The organism is Corynebacterium sp. MSK006 (assembly GCF_030232385.1).
Classification (GTDB): domain Bacteria; phylum Actinomycetota; class Actinomycetes; order Mycobacteriales; family Mycobacteriaceae; genus Corynebacterium; species Corynebacterium frankenforstense_A.
Genome location: NZ_JASPJZ010000019.1, coordinates 1 through 17757, shown reverse-complemented (window position 1 = coordinate 17757; position 17757 = coordinate 1). Strand labels below are relative to the sequence as shown.

The 17757-nt window shown below is 71.4% G+C and carries 17 protein-coding genes; 14 read left to right on the top strand and 3 right to left on the bottom strand.

All coding sequences use genetic code 11. The annotated features are described in order from the left end of the window. Window positions 1-21 precede the first annotated feature (21 nt). Complete coding sequence (locus QQA02_RS09950; RefSeq protein ID WP_211272344.1) at window positions 22-312, top strand: WhiB family transcriptional regulator; 291 nt, start codon at window positions 22-24, stop codon at window positions 310-312. A gap of 102 nt (window positions 313-414) precedes the next feature. Here the strand turns inward: QQA02_RS09950 and QQA02_RS09945 are convergent, their stop codons facing one another. Continuing rightward, window positions 415-870, bottom strand: a complete 456-nt coding sequence (locus QQA02_RS09945) for a metallopeptidase family protein (RefSeq protein WP_284775567.1) — start codon at window positions 868-870, stop codon at window positions 415-417. Window positions 871-959: 89 nt separating this feature from the next. On the opposite strand from QQA02_RS09945, the gene QQA02_RS09940 reads away from it, so the two are divergent. The 4 genes from QQA02_RS09940 to manA all read left to right on the top strand — a co-directional run bounded on the left by QQA02_RS09940 (window position 960) and on the right by manA (window position 5169). Beyond that, complete coding sequence (locus QQA02_RS09940) at window positions 960-1409, top strand: DUF3499 domain-containing protein (protein ID WP_284775569.1); 450 nt, start codon at window positions 960-962, stop codon at window positions 1407-1409. 180 nt (window positions 1410-1589) lie between these two features. Then, window positions 1590-2957: a phosphomannomutase/phosphoglucomutase gene (locus QQA02_RS09935; RefSeq protein WP_284775571.1), complete on the top strand. Its 1368-nt coding sequence runs from the start codon at window positions 1590-1592 to the stop codon at window positions 2955-2957. A 65-nt stretch (window positions 2958-3022) separates the two neighbouring features. Beyond that, window positions 3023-3973: a hypothetical protein gene (locus QQA02_RS09930; protein WP_284775575.1), complete on the top strand. Its 951-nt coding sequence runs from the start codon at window positions 3023-3025 to the stop codon at window positions 3971-3973. Window positions 3974-3984: 11 nt separating this feature from the next. Next, on the top strand, window positions 3985-5169 hold the full coding sequence (gene manA, locus QQA02_RS09925) for a mannose-6-phosphate isomerase, class I (RefSeq protein ID WP_284775576.1): 1185 nt from the start codon (window positions 3985-3987) through the stop codon (window positions 5167-5169). 86 nt (window positions 5170-5255) lie between these two features. Here manA and QQA02_RS09920 read toward each other — a convergent pair whose 3' ends face one another. Then, window positions 5256-5924, bottom strand: coding sequence for a hypothetical protein (locus QQA02_RS09920; RefSeq protein WP_284775578.1), 669 nt, complete (start codon window positions 5922-5924; stop codon window positions 5256-5258). A gap of 218 nt (window positions 5925-6142) precedes the next feature. Between QQA02_RS09920 and QQA02_RS09915 the strand changes: the two genes are divergently transcribed. The 9 genes from QQA02_RS09915 (at window position 6143) to secA (ending at window position 17491) form a co-directional block, all read left to right on the top strand. Next, window positions 6143-6493: a hypothetical protein gene (locus QQA02_RS09915; protein WP_284775581.1), complete on the top strand. Its 351-nt coding sequence runs from the start codon at window positions 6143-6145 to the stop codon at window positions 6491-6493. A gap of 106 nt (window positions 6494-6599) precedes the next feature. Next, window positions 6600-8039 carry an adenosylhomocysteinase gene (gene ahcY, locus QQA02_RS09910; RefSeq protein ID WP_284775583.1) on the top strand — a complete coding sequence of 480 codons (1440 nt, stop codon included), beginning with the start codon at window positions 6600-6602 and terminating at the stop codon, window positions 8037-8039. 22 nt (window positions 8040-8061) lie between these two features. Continuing rightward, window positions 8062-8697, top strand: coding sequence for a dTMP kinase (locus tag QQA02_RS09905; protein WP_284775585.1), 636 nt, complete (start codon window positions 8062-8064; stop codon window positions 8695-8697). 115 nt (window positions 8698-8812) lie between these two features. Beyond that, a complete protein-coding gene (mtrA, locus tag QQA02_RS09900) occupies window positions 8813-9493 on the top strand; it encodes an MtrAB system response regulator MtrA (protein ID WP_284775589.1) in 681 nt (226 codons plus the stop codon). 27 nt (window positions 9494-9520) lie between these two features. Continuing rightward, window positions 9521-11266: an MtrAB system histidine kinase MtrB gene (mtrB, locus tag QQA02_RS09895; protein WP_423777794.1), complete on the top strand. Its 1746-nt coding sequence runs from the start codon at window positions 9521-9523 to the stop codon at window positions 11264-11266. After that, window positions 11267-12994 (top strand): MtrAB system accessory lipoprotein LpqB, encoded by a 1728-nt coding sequence (lpqB, locus tag QQA02_RS09890; protein ID WP_284775592.1) that lies wholly within the window; start codon window positions 11267-11269, stop codon window positions 12992-12994. Window positions 12995-13070: 76 nt separating this feature from the next. Next, window positions 13071-13688 carry a ComF family protein gene (locus tag QQA02_RS09885; RefSeq protein ID WP_284775593.1) on the top strand — a complete coding sequence of 206 codons (618 nt, stop codon included), beginning with the start codon at window positions 13071-13073 and terminating at the stop codon, window positions 13686-13688. Between the two features lie 195 nt (window positions 13689-13883). Next, the gene (hpf, locus tag QQA02_RS09880) at window positions 13884-14561 is read left to right on the top strand and encodes a ribosome hibernation-promoting factor, HPF/YfiA family (protein ID WP_284775594.1); all 678 of its coding nucleotides are present in this window, start codon (window positions 13884-13886) and stop codon (window positions 14559-14561) included. A gap of 335 nt (window positions 14562-14896) precedes the next feature. Next, the gene (gene secA, locus QQA02_RS09875; RefSeq protein WP_284775595.1) at window positions 14897-17491 is read left to right on the top strand and encodes a preprotein translocase subunit SecA; all 2595 of its coding nucleotides are present in this window, start codon (window positions 14897-14899) and stop codon (window positions 17489-17491) included. Window positions 17492-17494: 3 nt separating this feature from the next. Here the strand turns inward: secA and QQA02_RS09870 are convergent. Then, the coding region (locus QQA02_RS09870; protein WP_284864203.1) for a hypothetical protein at window positions 17495-17757 on the bottom strand (263 nt) is incomplete at its 5' end.

Below are 17757 nucleotides of genomic sequence, written 5' to 3'. Positions count from 1 at the left end.
AGGGATGGTGGCGTGGAGAACATGGCAGACGACGCCACATTCCACCGCGGCTCGGCCGCCCGCCTCAACCTCGACGACCTCTTCGGTGCGGTCGAGCAGGAGTGGCAGGACCAGGCACTGTGCGCCCAGACGGACCCGGAGGCCTTCTTCCCCGAGAAGGGCGGCTCCACGCGAGAGGCGAAGAGGATCTGTCAGGCGTGCGCCGTGCGCGACGAGTGCCTCGAGTTCGCCCTCGAGAACGACGAGCGCTTCGGCATCTGGGGCGGCCTCTCCGACCGTGAGCGCCGCCGCCTCAAGCGTGACATCGGCTGACGGTGGTCCCCCGCGGTACCCGCGGGCGAGTCCGCGCGCGCTCATCCGGCCCTCGAGGCCGGTTTTTTCATGCCCGCATGCCCGGGGGAGGGGTCCCGGGTGTTACCAGGGGAAGTTCGGGTCGATGTCGCGCGGGTCCAGGTTCAGGTAGTTGGCCACCAGTGCGGTGAGCACCACCGTGAGCAGCTCCTGGCGCTGCGCCGGCGTCGAGCAGCGCTCCTCGACGGGCATCCGGAAGATGACGATGCGCGCCCGTGTGGGCGAGCCCGTGGAGTCCACGCCCGCCGGGATCACGCGGCCCAGCGGCACCGGGCCGTCGGCGACGATCTCGTCAGGCAGCACGGTCATGTCCGCGCGCAGCCGCATCCGCGGCACGGTGTCCACCGCGACGTCGAGACCCGACAGCTCGTCGGGGTACTGGGCGGCGAGCGGGGCGTAGGCCGCCAGTACGGCGACGTCGAAGCGCCGCCGCCGCGTGCGGTGGGCCGGAACACCGGCGGGCAGCAGCGGTCCCCGCGCGCCTCGTCCGCGACGGTCGCGGTGCACCCTCATACGCATGGTCACAACGGTAGCCCGGCCCCGCCCACGGGCCGGGGACCCACGCCACGGGTGTCGGAATCTCGACCACAGGTCTAGACTTTGACGGCGTGAGTGAGTTCCGACGTTGTTCCCGCCCCGGCTGCGGCCGACCCGCCGTGGCCACGCTGACCTACGCCTACGCCGAGTCCACCGCCGTGGTCGGCCCGCTCGCGCCCACCGCCGAGCCGCACAGCTGGGACCTGTGCGCCCGCCACGCGGACAACCTCACCGCCCCGCTCGGCTGGGAGATGCTCCACGTCAAGGACATCGAGATCGACGAGGACGAGGACATCACCGCCCTGGCCGAGGCCGTCCGCGAGGCCGGCCAGGTCACCAGCGGACTCGTCGCCCCGCAGGACCCGAGCGACACCGACGACTCCTCGCTCGACCCGGTCACCTCCAACCACCCGGTGCACCGCTCGCGCCGCGTGGCCGCCGAGAAGACCCGCCGCCGCGCCCACCTGCACGTCGTGCCCGACCCGGAGGAGAACTCCGCCGAGGGTGACGAGCAGCGCTAACCCGCACGAACCCGCACAAGCACGCCGACGGCGTGCGACGGGACGTCGGAAAGCGGAGTTAGTCCCCGTCGCATCACTGCCGTAACATCTCCCACCAGCACTGCCCCGCGCCGCGCGGGGCGCGACACCGTCAGCCGGGCCGGTAACCGTGGGCCCGGGCGAGCAGGAAGAAGGCAGCAGATGCGCACACGCGACGCGGTCACCTCCGTGATCAAGGCCTACGACGTCCGCGGGGTCGTCGGCGAGGACATCGACGAGGACTTCGTCCGCGACGTCGGAGCCTCCTACGCCCGCATCCTGCGCGGGGAGGGCGAGATCACCCTGGCCGTCGGCCGCGACATGCGCCCGTCCTCCCCGGAGCTCTCCCGCGCCTTCGCCGAGGGCGCTACCTCCCAGGGAGTCGACGTCATCCTCCTCGGGCTGACCTCCACCGACGAGCTCTACTTCGCCTCCGGCTCGCTGAACTGCGCCGGCGCGATGTTCACCGCCAGCCACAACCCGGCCCGCTACAACGGCATCAAGCTCTGCCGCGCCGGCGCGCGCCCGGTCAGCCAGGACTCCGGCCTGGCCGTGATCACCGAGGACCTCATCAACGGCGTGCCCGCCTTCGACGGCGAGGCCGGGACGATCACCGAGCGCGACGTGCTGGCCGACTACTCCGCCTTCCTCAACGGGCTGGTCGACCTCGACGGCATCCGCAAGCTCACCGTCGCCGTCGACGCCGCCAACGGCATGGGCGGGCTGACCGTTCCGGCCGTGCTCGACCGCGCCGAGCTGGACGTGCGCGACCTCTACTTCGAGCTCGACGGCACCTTCCCCAACCATGAGGCCAACCCGCTGGACCCGAAGAACCTCGAGGACCTGCGCCGCTTCGTCGTCGAGCAGGGCGCCGACATCGGCCTGGCCTTCGACGGCGACGCCGACCGTTGCTTCGTCGTCGACGAGCGCGGCGAGGCCGTCTCGCCCTCGGCGATCTGCGCCGTCATCGCGGAGAACTACCTGGCCGAGCACCCGGGTGCCACGATCATCCACAACCTGATCACCTCGCGCTCCGTGGCCGAGCTGGTCGAGGCCAACGGCGGCACGCCCGTGCGCACGCGCGTGGGCCACTCCTACATCAAGGCCACCATGGCGGAGAAGAACGCGGTCTTCGGCGGCGAGCACTCCGCGCACTACTACTTCACCGAGTTCTTCAACGCCGACTCCGGCCTGCTGGCCGCGCTGCACGTGCTCAAGGCGCTCGGCGAGCAGGACAAGCCGCTGTCTGAGCTGATGAAGAAGTACAACCGCTACGCCGCCAGCGGCGAGATCAACTCCACCGTCGAGGACCAGGCCGCCGCCACCGCCAAGGTGCTTGAGGCCTTCGCCGACCGCACCGAGAGCGTCGACCGCCTCGACGGGGTGACCGTGGACCTGAAGGACTCCAAGGCCTGGTTCAACCTGCGCGCCAGCAACACCGAGCCGCTGCTGCGCCTCAACGTCGAGGCGCCGACGAAGGACGAGGTGGACGCGGTCGTCGAGGAGATCCTCGGTATCGTGCGCGGCTGATTTCACCAGCCGGCACCACGGTTTCTCCCACCGTACTGTCAATCGGCGCCGCTATCCTGGGGGCCATGAATCTCCAGGGCCCGGCCGCGGACGAGTCGCGGCTGTTTCTGCCTGCCGCCTACGAGGGGGCGCAGGTGCGCACTTTGGTCACCCTCGCCCACCGCGTTGACCTGCGCGGACTCGATCCGCGCAGCGTCATCGTGGTCGCCGCCGACGAGCTGGCCGCCCGCTGTGCGGGCGCGGCCGCGGACCTGCACGCCCCGCTGCGGGTGCCCGTCGTGGTCACCCGCGGGCTGCCGGCCTACGCCGGCCCGCTCGACCTCGTCGTCGTGCTCGGCGAACCCGACGCGGAGGCCGGCGTCGCCCTCGAGGAGGCCTGCGCCGTCGCCGCGCGCCGCGGCTGCCCGATCGTCCTGGCCGGTCCCGCCGACGGGCCCCTGATCGAGGACGCCCCGGACTCCGCCGTGGTGCTCGAGCCGCCGGCCGGCGCCTCGGGCGACTCTCCGGCCCGCGCCTTCGGCACCGTGCACACCGCTCTCGAGCTGCTACACCGCGACGCCGCGCCCGTGACCGAGGCGCTGTCGATGACCGCCGACCTCGTCGACGAGGAGCTGCAGTCGCTCGTGCCTGAGCGCGACGAGGTGGTCAACCCCGCCCGCAACCTGGCCGCCGCCGTCGAGGGCCACCGCGTGATGCACACCGGCCTGGACCGGACCGGCCGCGCCGTCGCCGGCGTGGTCGCCGCGCTGTGGTCCTCGCGCGGCGTCTACTCGGGCGTGACAGGGCCGGCCGAGCTGGCCGCCACCGCGCCGGTGCGCGACATCTTCCACGACCCGCTGATCGACGGCGACGACGGGGTGATACCTTTGAGGGTCGTCGTATGGGCGGCCAAAGAGTCCGGCCTGCCCGACTCCATCGCCCAGGACGCGCCCGAGGACGCGGCCACGGGCCCGGCGGCGCGCGCTCTGCGCCTGATCACCCGCGGTTTCGCCGCCACCGCGTTCCACCGGAGGTAATCGAGTACACAATGGATCTGCTCAACGGAACCATCCGTGCGTACCCGTGGGGTTCGCGCACGCTGCTGCCCGCGCTGTGCGGCCGGCAGGCGCCCTCCGAGCGCCCCGAGGCCGAGCTCTGGTACGGCGCGCACCCCGCCTCCCCGTCCGAGCTCGCCGGTTCGGGGGAGCTTCTCGACGCCGTGGTGGCCGCCGACCCGCGCGCCGCGCTCGGCGCGCGCGTGGCCGACGCCCACGACGGCCAGCTGCCCTTCCTGGTCAAGATCCTCGCCGCCGACCAGCCGCTCTCGCTGCAGGCCCACCCCTCGCCGGAGCAGGCCGAGGCCGGCTTCGCCCGCGAGAACGAGGCCGGGGTGCCCATCGACGCGCCCAACCGCAACTACCGCGACGCGCACCACAAGCCCGAGATCATGATCGCGCTGACCGAGTTCCGCGCCATGGCCGGCTTCCGCCCCGTCGAGGCCACCCGCGAGCTCTTCGCCGAGCTCGACTGCCCCGAGTGCGACCGCTACCTGACCATGCTCGACCCGGGCCCGGACGGCGAGACCGACCTGCGCGGCCTGTTCACCACCTGGATCACCATCCCCGGCGAGACGCGCCGCGAGCTGATCGACGCGATCGTCGCCAAGGCGCGGGTGCGCGCACGGCGGGACGACTGGATCGCCGACGTGCTGCGCACCGTCGTTGACCTCAACCAGCGCTACCCCGGCGACGTCGGGGTGCTCGGTGCCCTGCTGCTCAACCACGTCACCCTGCGCCCCGGCGAGGCGATCTACCTCGACGCCGGGCAGCTGCACGCCTACGTGCAGGGCATGGGCGTGGAGATCCAGGCCAACTCCGACAACGTCCTGCGCGGCGGGCTGACCTCGAAGTACGTCGACGTGCCCGAGCTGGTGCGCGTCCTCGACTTCACCCCGCTGGCCGACCCGCGCGTGGTGCCGGTGCCGAGCCAGGAGGGCCCGGCCGGCTCCGTGAACTACCCGGTGCCGGTGCCCGACTTCGTCATCACCGTCGGCCACCCGCCGGCCGACGGCTGGCGCATCGACCAGGACGCCCCGTCGATCCTGCTGTGCACCAACGGCCATCTCGAGGTCGCGGACAAGAAGCTCAGCGCCGGCGACGCGCTGTGGCTGGCCGCCGAGGACCCGGAGGTCACCGTCACCGGCCCCGGCCAGCTGGTCTGGGTGCGCTGCTAGGGCGCTTCCGGCGGCGGCGCGACTGCGCAGCAGAAAGGGCGCGGCTTTCGGCCGCGCCCTTCGTCATGTCCCGGTCGGGGGAGTGGTCAGCCCCGCGGGGGCAGGGACCACTCGTCGATGCGGGGGAAGTCCATCGAGTCCAGGCCCGTGGTCGGCACCGCCAGGGACGGCACCGGCTCCGGCAGGCCGCCGCGCCCGGAGGTCTCGCCGGTCGGCTGGGGCGCCTCGGTGCGGTGGATACCCATGTCGTCCTCGGTCTGCCCCGCACCCGGGGTCAGCTCGGCCGACGGGGTGGGCGTGGCCGGCTGCGACGTCGAGGGGGCGGAGCTGCCGGGGGTCGGCTCCGCGGCGGTGGTCGCCTCGCCGCCCTGCGTCGTGCGGGTGGGCTCGCCGACGTTGGTGGGACGGTAGTAGCGCGTCGGCGCGGAGGCCTGGGCGCCGCGGTCCGGGGAGACTGCGTGCGGCGGCAGGAGCGGGTCGTCGGCCGGCGCGACGGGTTGGTGCTCGGCCTCGGCGTGTGTGGTCTGGCCGCCCTCGGTGTCCGCGCCGGACTCGTGCTCGACGGGCTCCTCCTCGTCGCGGTCGCGGACCTCCTCGCTGGCGGCGGTCAGGTGCCCGTTGGTGGTGCAGTAGCCGGATTCGGCAGAGCTGCTGGAGAACGGCGTGTTGAACTGCCAGACGAGTAGACCGACGGCCAAGGCGGCGACGATGCCCAGTCCGATGAAGGTGATCACCTTCTTCGTCTCGCCTCTCACAGACGCACCACTTTCGCTTCCCATTGTCTCCAGGTATAACAGGCCATGTACAGGGCCTCGAGCCCCCGGCGGCGGTGCGCCGCCCGACGCTCCGGGTTCTATTGCGACCGCCTAAGGTCACAACGTGATAACGAACATATCAGAAATCGCCGTCGGGGCAAGGGGTTGACGCTATGCTTGCGCCTTCCCGGCGGGCATCGACCGGAGAGGTGGGCCTCATGGGTGCCTGGGACGTGAAGATTCTCGGAGACGACGTCAACGAGGAGTTTCTCGATGACTTGAACGACCTCGACGACGACGAGGTCGTCGAGGCCGTCCGCGACGCCTGCGTGCTCGCGGAGTCCGAGGAGGCCTCCGAGGAGGAGATCATCAACGGCCAAGCCGCGGCCACCGTCGCCGCCATCTGGGCCGGCGCGCCGTTCTCCGCCGGTGCGATCGCCGACGAGCACCCCTTCATCCGCCGCCTGATCGGCACCGACTCCGAGGAGCTCTCCGAGGCCGCCGGCGCGGTGCTCGAGGCCGCCGAGGTAGAGGAGGACCTCGAGGTCTTCATTGAGGCGCTCAGCTGATCCGCTGACCCGCGGCACGTCGGGCACGGGCGGGCGGCCCGGGGCGGGGTTATGGTTGGGGGAAGTCTGAATACCCCGAACGAACCCCGAGGAGTTGAACCGCCTGATGACCACGGTCAGTGACTACAAGATCGCCGACATCTCGCTCGCCGAGGCCGGCCGCCACCAGATCCGCCTGGCCGAGCACGAGATGCCCGGCCTGATGGCCCTGCGCGAGGAGTACGGCCAGGAGAAGCCGCTCGCCGGCGCCCGGATCGCCGGTTCGATCCACATGACCGTGCAGACCGCCGTGCTCATCGAGACCCTCCTCGAGCTCGGCGCCGAGGTCCGCTGGGCCTCCTGCAACATCTTCTCCACCGACGACGCCGCGGCCGCCGCCGTCGTCGTCGGCGAGGGCACCCCCGAGGACCCGCAGGGCGCGCCCGTCTTCGCCTGGAAGGGCGAGACCCTCGAGGAGTACTGGGACTGCCTGCTCAACGTCTTCACCTGGGGTGACGGCGTGGAGCCGAACATGATTCTCGACGACGGCGGCGACGCGACCATGGCCGTGATCAAGGGCGTCGAGTTCGAGCAGGCCGGCGCCGTGCCGCCGGCCGACGCCACCGACTCCGACGAGGAGATCGCCTTCAAGGACATGCTGCGCGGCGCCCTGGAGCAGGACAACGAGCGCTGGCGCCGGGCCGCCGCCGAGATCCGCGGTGTCACCGAGGAGACCACCACCGGTGTCCACCGCCTCTACCACTTCGCACAGGAGAACCTGCTGCCCTTCCCGGCGATGAACGTCAACGACGCCGTCACCAAGAGCAAGTTCGACAACAAGTACGGCACCCGCCACAGCCTCATCGACGGCATCAACCGCGCCACCGACATGCTCATCGGCGGCAAGAACGTGCTCATCTGCGGCTACGGCGACGTGGGCAAGGGCTGCGCGGAGGCCATGAAGGGCCAGGGCGCGCGCGTGAAGGTCACCGAGGCCGACCCGATCAACGCTCTGCAGGCCCTGATGGAGGGCTTCCCCGTGGTCACCGTCGAGGACGCCATCGCCGAGGCCGACATCGTCATCACCGCCACCGGCAACCTGGGCATCATCTCCTTCGACGACATGCTCAAGATGAAGGACCACGCGGTGCTGGGCAACATCGGCCACTTCGACAACGAGATCGACATGGCCAGCCTGATCCACCGCGACGACGTCACCCGCACCAGCATCAAGCCGCAGGTCGACGAGTTCCACCTGCCCAACGGGCGCGCGATCATTGTGCTGTCCATGGGCCGCCTGCTCAACCTGGGCAACGCCACCGGCCACCCCAGCTTCGTGATGTCGAACTCCTTCGCCGACCAGACGATCGCCCAGATCGAGCTGTTCACCCACCCGGACGACTACGACAACGAGGTGTACCGCCTGCCGAAGATCCTCGACGAGAAGGTCGCGCGCATCCACGTCGAGGCCCTCGGCGGCGAGCTGACCGAGCTGACCAAGGAGCAGGCCGAGTACATCGGCGTCGACGTCGCCGGCCCGTTCAAGCCCGAGCACTACCGCTACTGAGTCCGCGGAGGAGACCGGGCAGATGCTGATCGCAGTCGAGGGCCTCGACGGGGCCGGCAAGAACACGCTCGTGCGCGGGCTGGTCGAGGCCACCGGCGCGGACGTGCTCGCCTTCCCCCGCTACGCGGAGTCCGTCCACGCCCAGCTGGCCGCCGAGGCCCTGCACGGGCGGATGGGAGACCTGACCGACTCCGCCTACGCGATGGCCACGCTGTTCGCCCTGGACCGCCACGGCGCCGGTGACCGGCTCCGCGCGGCGTCGGCAAGCGCCGGCGCCCCGGCCGCGCCGGACGCGGCCGCCGGGCGCGGCGTGCTCATCTGCGACCGCTACGTCGCCTCCAACGCCGCCTACTCCTGGGCGCGCACCGGCGACGAGGCCGCGGTCGACTGGGTCGAGGAGCTCGAGTTCTCCCGCCTCGGCCTGCCGCGGCCGGACCTGACCGTCCTGCTCGACACCGACCCGGCCACCGCCGCCGAGCGCGCCCGCGGCCGGGAGGCCGCCGACGCCTCGCGCACCCGGGACCGCTACGAGCGCGACTCCGGGCTGCAGGAGCGCACGTGGCAGGCCTACCTGCGCCTCGCCGATCGCCGGTGGGGCGGGCCCTGGCTGGTAACGTCGGATCCGGCGAAGATCCTCGCCGCCGCTGGCCTGGCCTGACCACGCACCCGGCGGCGCGGATCTGTCAGAGAAAGACTAAAGACTTATCCGCGCGCCGCACCGGCGGACCCGAGAAGGCCCGCCGGCGGCTCCAGACAGCAGGGAGTGGCTCACCGTGCCGAAGATCCTCGTCGTCGATGACGACCCGGCCATCTCCGAGATGCTCACGCTCGTGCTCGAGGGCGAGGGCTTCGACCCCGTGGCCGTCATGGACGGCTCCGAGGCCGTGCCCGCCTTCGAGCGCGAGGACCCGGACCTGATCCTGCTCGACCTGATGCTCCCGGGCATCAACGGCATCGACATCTGCCGGGCGATCCGCGAGACCTCCACCGTGCCGATCGTCATGCTCACCGCGAAGACGGACACCGTCGACGTGGTCCTCGGTCTCGAGACCGGCGCGGACGACTACATCACCAAGCCGTTCAAGCCGCAGGAGCTCATCGCGCGCATCCGCGCGCGCCTGCGCCGCAGCGACGACCACCCCTCCGAGTCCATCGAGGTCGGCGACCTGGTCATCGACGTCCCGCGCCACACCGTGCGCCGCGGTGAGCGGGAGATCAACCTGACCCCGCTCGAGTTCGACCTGCTCGTCGAGATGGCACGGCGCCCCACCGAGGTCTTCTCGCGCGAGGAGCTGCTGGAGAAGGTCTGGGGCTACCGCCACGTCTCGGACACCCGCCTGGTCAACGTGCACGTCCAGCGGCTGCGCTCGAAGATCGAGAAGGACCCGGAGAACCCGCAGATCGTGCTGACTGTGCGGGGTGTGGGCTACAAGACCGGCGGCGTGGGGGAGTAGCGCCTCTTGCGGGAGAAACTCGCCTCCCTGCGCGCCACGGTCGCCGAGTCGTGGCGCACCTCGCTGCAGGTCCGCGTCATCGGCTCCATCGTGGTGGCCACGACCGTGGTGATGATCGTCCTTGGCCTGTCCATGGTCTCCGTGGTCACCCAGCAGCTCGTCGACGCGAAGATCGACACGGCCAACTCGGACATCGACCGCGCCCGCCTCGCCGTCGAGGAGCAGATCTCGGCCACCGGCGCGAGCAGCTCGGTGCAGTCGCGGCTGAACTCCGCGCGCGCCGCGCTGACCAACCGCGCCTCCCAGGACGAGCCGGCCGCCCTCTACGAGCCGGTGCTGCTCGTGGCCAATCAGGACGGCACCGTGACCACCTCTCCGGAGGGCTACCGCATCCCGGAGCGGCTGCGCTACTACGTAGACCAGAACCAGATCTCGTACCAGTTCACCGAGGTCAACCGCACCGACGGCTCGACCTACTCGGCGCTGGTCATCGGCACGCCCACCGACTCCGACATCCCGGGTCTGCAGGTCTACCTGGTGATGAGCATGGAGAACGACCAGGAGACCATGGCGCTGATGCGCGGGCTGATCTCCGCGGCTGCCGTGGTGCTCATCGTCCTGCTCGTCGGCATCGCGTGGCTGCTGGCCCAGCAGGTGATCACCCCGGTGCGCTCGGCCAGCCGCATCGCCGAGCGCCTGGCCGCCGGCCACCTGCGCGAGCGCATGTCAGTCGAGGGCGAGGACGAGATGGCGCGCCTGGCCATGAGCTTCAACTCCATGGCCGAGTCGCTGTCCAAGCAGATCAGCCAGCTCAAGGAGTACGGCGACCTGCAGCGCCAGTTCACCTCGGACGTCTCCCACGAGCTGCGCACCCCACTGACCACCGTGCGCATGGCCGCCGACATGATCGCCATGCACAACGACGAGTTCAACCCGGCGACCAAGCGGGCCTCGGAGCTTTTGACCAGCGAGCTCGACCGCTTCGAGGACCTGCTCTCCGACCTGCTGGAGATCTCGCGCCACGACGCCGGCGTGGCCGACCTCAACGAGTCCCTCTTCGACATCCGCATGAGCGTCGACGAGGCCGTCCGCCAGGTCGAGCCCATCGCCGAGCAGGTCGGCACCGAGATCCGCCTGCGCGGCCCCGCCGAGCCGCTGCGGGTGACCGGCGACTCCCGCCGTGTCGAGCGCATCCTGCGCAACCTCCTGGCCAACGCCGTCGACCACTCCGAGTCCCAGCCGGTCGAGATCAACTGGGCCGCCAACGACGAGGCGCTCGCCGTCACCGTCACCGACCACGGTGTGGGCCTGAAGGAGGGCCAGGAGGAGCTCGTGTTCAACCGCTTCTGGCGCGCCGACCCCTCGCGCGTGCGCCACTCCGGCGGCACCGGCCTCGGCCTGGCCATCGCCCAGGAGGACGCCCACCTGCACGGCGGGCACATCGACGCCGCCGGTACCGAGGGTGTGGGCTCCCAGTTCCGCCTCGTGCTGCCGCTGACCCCGATGGCCGAGTACACCGAGGAACCGCTGCCGCTGCGCGCCCCCGGATCCGACGGGGAGCCCGGGGAGATTGACGACGCCGCGTCGGGCACCGTCGCACTTCCCGCACCGTCGGGCGCCCAGGCGCCCGCGGCGCCTGCCACGCAGGCGGCCGCGCCGACCGCCGAGGAGCGCGCCGAGCGCACCGTTGACCCGGAAGACGCCCCCGCGCCCGGGGGAACGGAACCGGAGACGCCGGGTGACGGGGCCGCGGAAAGCGACGAGGAGGACTGAGTGCGAAACCGCCGAACCCGACTGCGCGCCGCGGTGGCCGTGGTGACCTGCGCGGTCATGCTCGCCTCGTGCAGCTCGCTGCCGCGCAACTCCGAGCCGAACGCGCTGCGCCCCTTCGCGCCCAACGAGCGCACCGAACAGGACCTCGGGCCCACCCCGGACCAGGAGCCGGACCTGCTGCTGCGCGAGTTCTACACCGCAGCTGCCCGCCCGACGCAGGACTACCAGGCTGCGCGCGGCTACCTGGCCGGCGGCGTCGCCCAGCGCTGGACCCCGCAGGAGTCCACGCTGGTGGTCGACCGCATCGACATCAACACCCAGGCCGGCGCCAACGCCGACGAGCGCACCTTCGACGTGCGCGGCACCGTCATCGGCCGGCTCGACTCCGACGGCGCCTACAGCCCGGACAACGGCACCTACGAGGCCAGCGTGACGCTGCGCCGTCAGGACGACGGCCAGTGGCGAATCACGGCGCTGCCCGACGGCGTCGTCTTCGAGCGCACCGAGCTGCGCAACAACTACGAGCCGCACCGCATCTTCTTCTTCGACCCCGCCGGGCGCGTGCTCGTCGGCGACCGCCGCTGGGTCTACTCCGGCGAGCGCGCCCAGGACGCCGCCCTGATCAACCTGCTCGTGCAGGGCCCGGCCTCCGGCCTCGAGCCCGGCGTGCGCCACGACCTGCCCGAGGAGGCCAGCTTCCTGGGCACCGAGGACGGCGTCTACCGCTTCGCCGGCATGGGCTCGATGAGCCCGGAGCAGCGCATCGCCTTTGCCGCCCAGCTGGTCTGGACGCTCGCCGAGGCCGACATCCCCGGCCCGTACACCATCGAGGCCGACGGCGCCCCGCTGGCCGAGGGCTACCGCGAGCTGACGACCGACGACTTCGCCGCCTTCAACCCGGAGATCGGGTCGGCGGCCGTCGCCCCGCTCTACGCGCTCTCCGACGGCAACCTGCTGAAGGTCTCCGGCGCCGGCGCCGACCCGGTGCCCGGCGAGCTGGGCACGGCCGGCGACATCGCCTCGGCGGACGTCTCCGTCGAGGACGTCGCCGCCGTGGTGCGCCGCCGCGGCAACACCAACGAGCTGTGGATGGGCGGCACCGAGAACGGGCTGACCCGCCAGCTGACCGGCCAGACGCTGACCCGGCCGACCATCGAGCCCGAGGCCGCCGGCGCGTGGACCGTCGTCGACGGCGACGACGTGGTGCGCCTGGTGCGCTCGAACTCCACCGGCGCGGTGGCGCGCACCTCCGTGCGCGTCGACGGCCTCGGCGAGACCGACAGCGCCGACGAGGAGATCTCCGTGCTGCAGCTGTCGCGCACCGGCGTGCGCGTGGCCATGATCGTCGACGGCCGCGTCTACCTCGGCGTCGTCGCGCAGCGCCCCAACGGCGAGCGCAGCGTGGTCAACGTCACCGAGATCGCCGCGCAGCTCGACGGCACGGCCGTCTCCCTCGACTGGCAGGCCGACGGCTCGCTGGTGGTGGGCACCTCCTCGGCCGAGTCGCCGCTGTGGCGCGTCGAGCAGGACGGCTCCTCGCTGGTCTCGCTGCCCTCCGGCAACGTCACCGCGCCCGTGGTGGCCGTCGCCTCCGGGCAGAACACGCTCTACCTCACCGACGCCCTGGCCATGCGCCAGCTGCCCGCCAACGGCACCTCCGACAGCGCCTTCTGGCGCGAGGTGCCCGGCCTGCAGGGCGTGCGCTCCGCCCCGGTCGTCGCGCACTGACGCCGCCGCTGCGGTAGGTTCCGCGGGCAGAGGGGACGGCGGGCCGGCGCCCGCTGCCGGGGACCGAGGGGGGACCATGCTGCCGGAACTGGAGCTCCTACTGCCGCGGCGCTGCGCCGGCTGCGGCGCGCCGGGCGAGGTGCTCTGCGCGCGCTGCCGCACCGAGCTGGCAGCCCCGCCGCAGCGGGTCTCCCCGCGGGTGGAGTCCGGGGTGCCGGTCTGGGCGCTCGGGCCCTACTCGGAGACGCGCCGCTCGGTGATCCTGGCGATGAAGGAGCGCGGCGACCGCACCGTGCGCCGCTGGGTCGGCGCGGTGCTCGCCGCCGCGGTGGCCACGCTGACGGCCCGCGGCGAGGTCGGCGAGCACCCGGTGCTGGTGCCCGCGCCCACGGCCGCCCGCTCGGCCCGCCTGCGCGGCGGCGACCCGGTCACCGACGCCTGCCGGGCCACGGGGCTGCCCACCGCCGCGGTGCTCTCCCATGCCCGCGGGGTGCGCGACTCGGTGGGCCTGTCACCTGCGGCTCGTCGGGCGAACCTCGCGGGCAGGGTGCGCCTGCGCGGGCCGGTGCCGGCCGGCGAGCTGGTGCTCGTCGACGACGTGGTGACCACCGGGGCCACACTCGCGGCGGCCTGCGCGAAGCTGACCTTCGCCGGGGCGCAGGTGCGCGGGGCACTGGCCTTCGCGGCGGCGTAGGCGGCACCGGGGGCGGAGGGGTGGACCGGGGGCCACCCTCCGTAGGGGGTGGTCGGGCCCGAAAGATGTGTGAATGTGCCCGCATTGCTCCTGGACGGGGCCGCCGTGGGGGAGAGGGCCCGGACACTGTTGCGCGCGTCAAAGGTAGCATGGGAGGTGACCTACAGTCCCGCCTATTCTGAGGGAGGAAAGCAGATGTCGAACTCTGCTGACAGCGCCGAGAACACCACCGAGGCTCTCGGCCCCGACGCCCAGGTGACCATCACCGGGCGCAACGTAGAGGTGCCCGAGCACTTCGCGGAACGGGTCAACTCCAAGCTCGCCAAGATCGAGCGTCTCGATCCCACCCTGACTTTCTTCCACGTTGAGCTGCAGTACGAGCCCAACCCGCGGCGGGAGGCCGAGTGCGATCGCATCCAGATCACGGCGACCGGTAAGGGCCACATCGCCCGCGCCGAGGCCAAGGAGGACAGCTTCTACGCCGCCCTCGAGACCGCCCTGGCGAAGATGGAGCGCTCCCTGCGCAAGGTCAAGGCGCGTCGCTCCATCGCCCAGTCCGGCCACCGCGCCCCGAAGGGCACCGGCCAGATCGCGGCCGACCTCGTCGCCGAGGCGAACAAGGCCAAGGAGCAGCACGGCAAGTACGACGTCGACCCGTACGCCGACGAGGTCGAGGAGATCCTGCCCGGCCGCGTGGTGCGCACCAAGGAGCACCCGGCCAACCCGATGACCGTCGACGACGCGCTCAGCGAGATGGAGCTCGTCGGCCACGACTTCTTCCTCTTCGTCAACTCCGAGGACAACCGGCCGTCCGTGGTGTACCGCCGCCACGCCTTCGACTACGGCCTGATCACCCTCACCGAGGAGGAGTGAGTCACCCGGCGCGGTGACCCCGCGCGGCGCCGCCGGGCGCCCGCCGGCACCGCGCCGAGCGCCCCGAGGGCCGGGGCCCGCCCACCGTGGCGGGCCACGGCCCTCGTGCGTCCCCGCTCCGGATCACGCCGCCCCGGCCGCGGCGGCGCCGGGGCGCGCGACGGATGCGGCGTCGTCAATTTCACCCCTGCCGTGCATGAAACCCACAGCCGCCCGTTGTGTGCGCGGGCAGGCCGGCCGTTAGACTCGGCGGACGCGGAAGGGCTCGCGCCGCCGCGTGCGTACAATGTTGGAGCGCACAACGGAAGATTCCATGTAACGAAGGACCTGTAGACGTGTTTGGACTGTCCAAGCTTCTGCGCGCCGGCGAAGGCCGGACAGTGAAGCGCCTGTCGAAGATCGCGGACGACGTCGTCGCCCTCGAGGACGAGTACGCCGCCCTCAGCGACGACGAGCTCAAGGCCAAGACCGACGAGTTCAAGCGTCGCGTGGCCGACGGCGAGAGCCTCGACGACATCTTCCTCGAGGCCTTCGCCACCGCCCGCGAGGCCTCCTGGCGCGTGCTCGGGCAGAAGCACTACCACGTCCAGATCATGGGCGGCGCGGCCCTGCACTTCGGCAACGTCGCCGAGATGGCCACCGGTGAGGGCAAGACCCTGACCTCGGTGCTGCCGGTCTACCTCAACGCTCTCGAGGGCAAGGGCGTGCACGTGGTCACCGTCAACGACTACCTGGCCAAGCGCGACGCCGAGTGGATGGGCCGTGTGCACCGCTGGCTGGGTCTGTCCGTCGGCGTGATCCTGCCGGACCTGGACCGCAAGGCCCGCAAGGCGGCCTACGACTCCGACATCACCTACGGCACCAACAACGAGCTCGGCTTCGACTACCTGCGCGACAACATGGTGCGCAGCCTCGACGACTGCGTGCAGCGCGGCCACCACTACGCCATCGTCGACGAGGTCGACTCGATCCTCATCGACGAGGCTCGCACCCCGCTGATCATCTCCGGTCCGGCCGAGGGCTCCTCGCAGTACTACACCGTCTTCGCCCAGCTGGCCCCGCGCATGCAGCTCGACGTCCACTACGAGGTGGACCGCCGCAAGCGCACCGTCGGAGTTCTCGAGGCCGGCGTCGAGTTCGTCGAGGACCAGCTCGGCATCGACAACCTCTACGCCCCCGAGAACTCCCAGCTGGTCAGCTACCTCAACAACGCGCTGAAGGCCAAGGAGCTCTTCGAGCGCGACAAGGACTACATCGTCCGCAACGGCGAGGTGCTCATCGTCGACAGCTTCACCGGGCGCATCCTGGCCGGCCGCCGCTACAACGAGGGCATGCACCAGGCCATCGAGGCCAAGGAGGGGGTGGAGATCAAGAACGAGAACCAGACCCTGGCCACCGTGACCCTCCAGAACTACTTCCGCCTCTACGACAAGCTGGCCGGCATGACCGGCACCGCCGAGACCGAGGCCGCCGAGCTCAACCAGATCTACAAGCTCAACGTGGTCAAGGTGCCCACCAACAAGCCGAAGCAGCGAGTCGACCACTCCGATCGCGTCTACAAGACGCAGGAGGCCAAGTTCGCCGCCGTCGCCGACGACATCGCCGAGCGCCAGGAAGCCGGCCAGCCGGTCCTGGTGGGCACCACCTCCGTCGAGCGCTCCGAGTACCTCTCGCAGCTGCTGCAGCACCGCGGCATCCGCCACAACGTGCTCAACGCGAAGTTCCACGAGCAGGAGGCGCAGATCGTCGCCCAGGCCGGCCTGCCCGGCAACGTCACCGTGGCCACCAACATGGCCGGCCGCGGCACCGACATCGTGCTCGGCGGCAACCCGGACATCCTGCTCGACATCAAGCTGCGCGAGCGCGGGCTGGACCCCGTCGAGGACGAGGAAGCCTACCAGGAGGCCTGGGACGCGGAGCTGCCCGCCGCCCAGGAGCGCTCCAAGAAGCTCGGCGACAAGGTGCGCGAGGCCGGCGGCCTCTACGTGTTGGGCACCGAGCGCCACGAGTCGCGCCGCATCGACAACCAGCTGCGCGGCCGCTCGGGACGCCAGGGTGACCCGGGCGAGACCCGCTTCTACCTGTCCATGCGCGATGACCTGATGGTCCGCTTCGCCGGCCAGGCCATGGAGAACATGATGAACCGCCTCAACGTCCCGGACGACGTGCCGATCGAGGCGAAGATGGTCTCCAACTCCATCAAGGGCGCCCAGGCGCAGGTGGAGAACCAGAACTTCGAGATGCGCAAGAACGTCCTGAAGTACGACGAGGTGCTCAACGAGCAGCGCAAGGTCATCTACCGCGAGCGCAACGAGGTGCTCGAGGCCGCGGACATCTCGACCTACATCCGCAAGATGATCGACGAGACCGTCTCCGCCTACGTCGACGGTGCCACGGCCACCGGCTTCGTCGAGGACTGGGACCTGGACAGCCTGTGGCACGCCCTGGAGTCCCTCTACGGGCCGACGATGAGCTACCGCAGCCTCATCGACGGCGACGAGTACGGCCCGGCCGGCGAGCTGACCGCCGAGCAGCTGCGCGAGGCCGTGCTGGCCGACGTCAACGCCCAGTACGACTCGCTGGAGGCCAAGGTCGAGGAGCTCGGCGGCGAGGGCCGCATGCGCGCCGTCGAGCGGATGGTGCTGCTGCCGGTCATCGACCAGAAGTGGCGTGAGCACCTCTACGAGATGGACTACCTCAAGGAGGGCATCGGCCTGCGCGCGATGGCGCAGCGCGACCCGCTGGTCGAGTACCAGAAGGAGGGCGGTGACCTCTTCAACGCGATGAACGACGCGATCAAGGAGGAGACCGTCCGCCAGCTGTTCCTGCTGCGCAAGCAGTTCGAGCAGCAGGAGGCCCAGTCCGGCGCCACCGAGTCGGACCCGGCCGAGCCCGCCGCCAAGACCGAGGGCCCGGCCACGCGCGACTGACTCTCAGCCGACGCGCAGCACGTCGAGGCGCCCGCCGTCGAGGCAGGCGACGAAGGCGTGCACGCGCCCGTCGACGCGGCAGGAGCCGAAGACCTCCACGCGCCCGTCGATTTCCGACGCCCCCGCACCCCGCCCGGGTGCGGGGGCGTCGCCGTCTCTGCGGCGCGGCGTGCGCGCGGTGTCTGCGGGGGCGGCGCCCGGCGCGGGCGCCGGGCGCAGGTGCAGCGTGAGGACGCGCACCTCGGCCGCGGCGCGAGGTGCGGCGG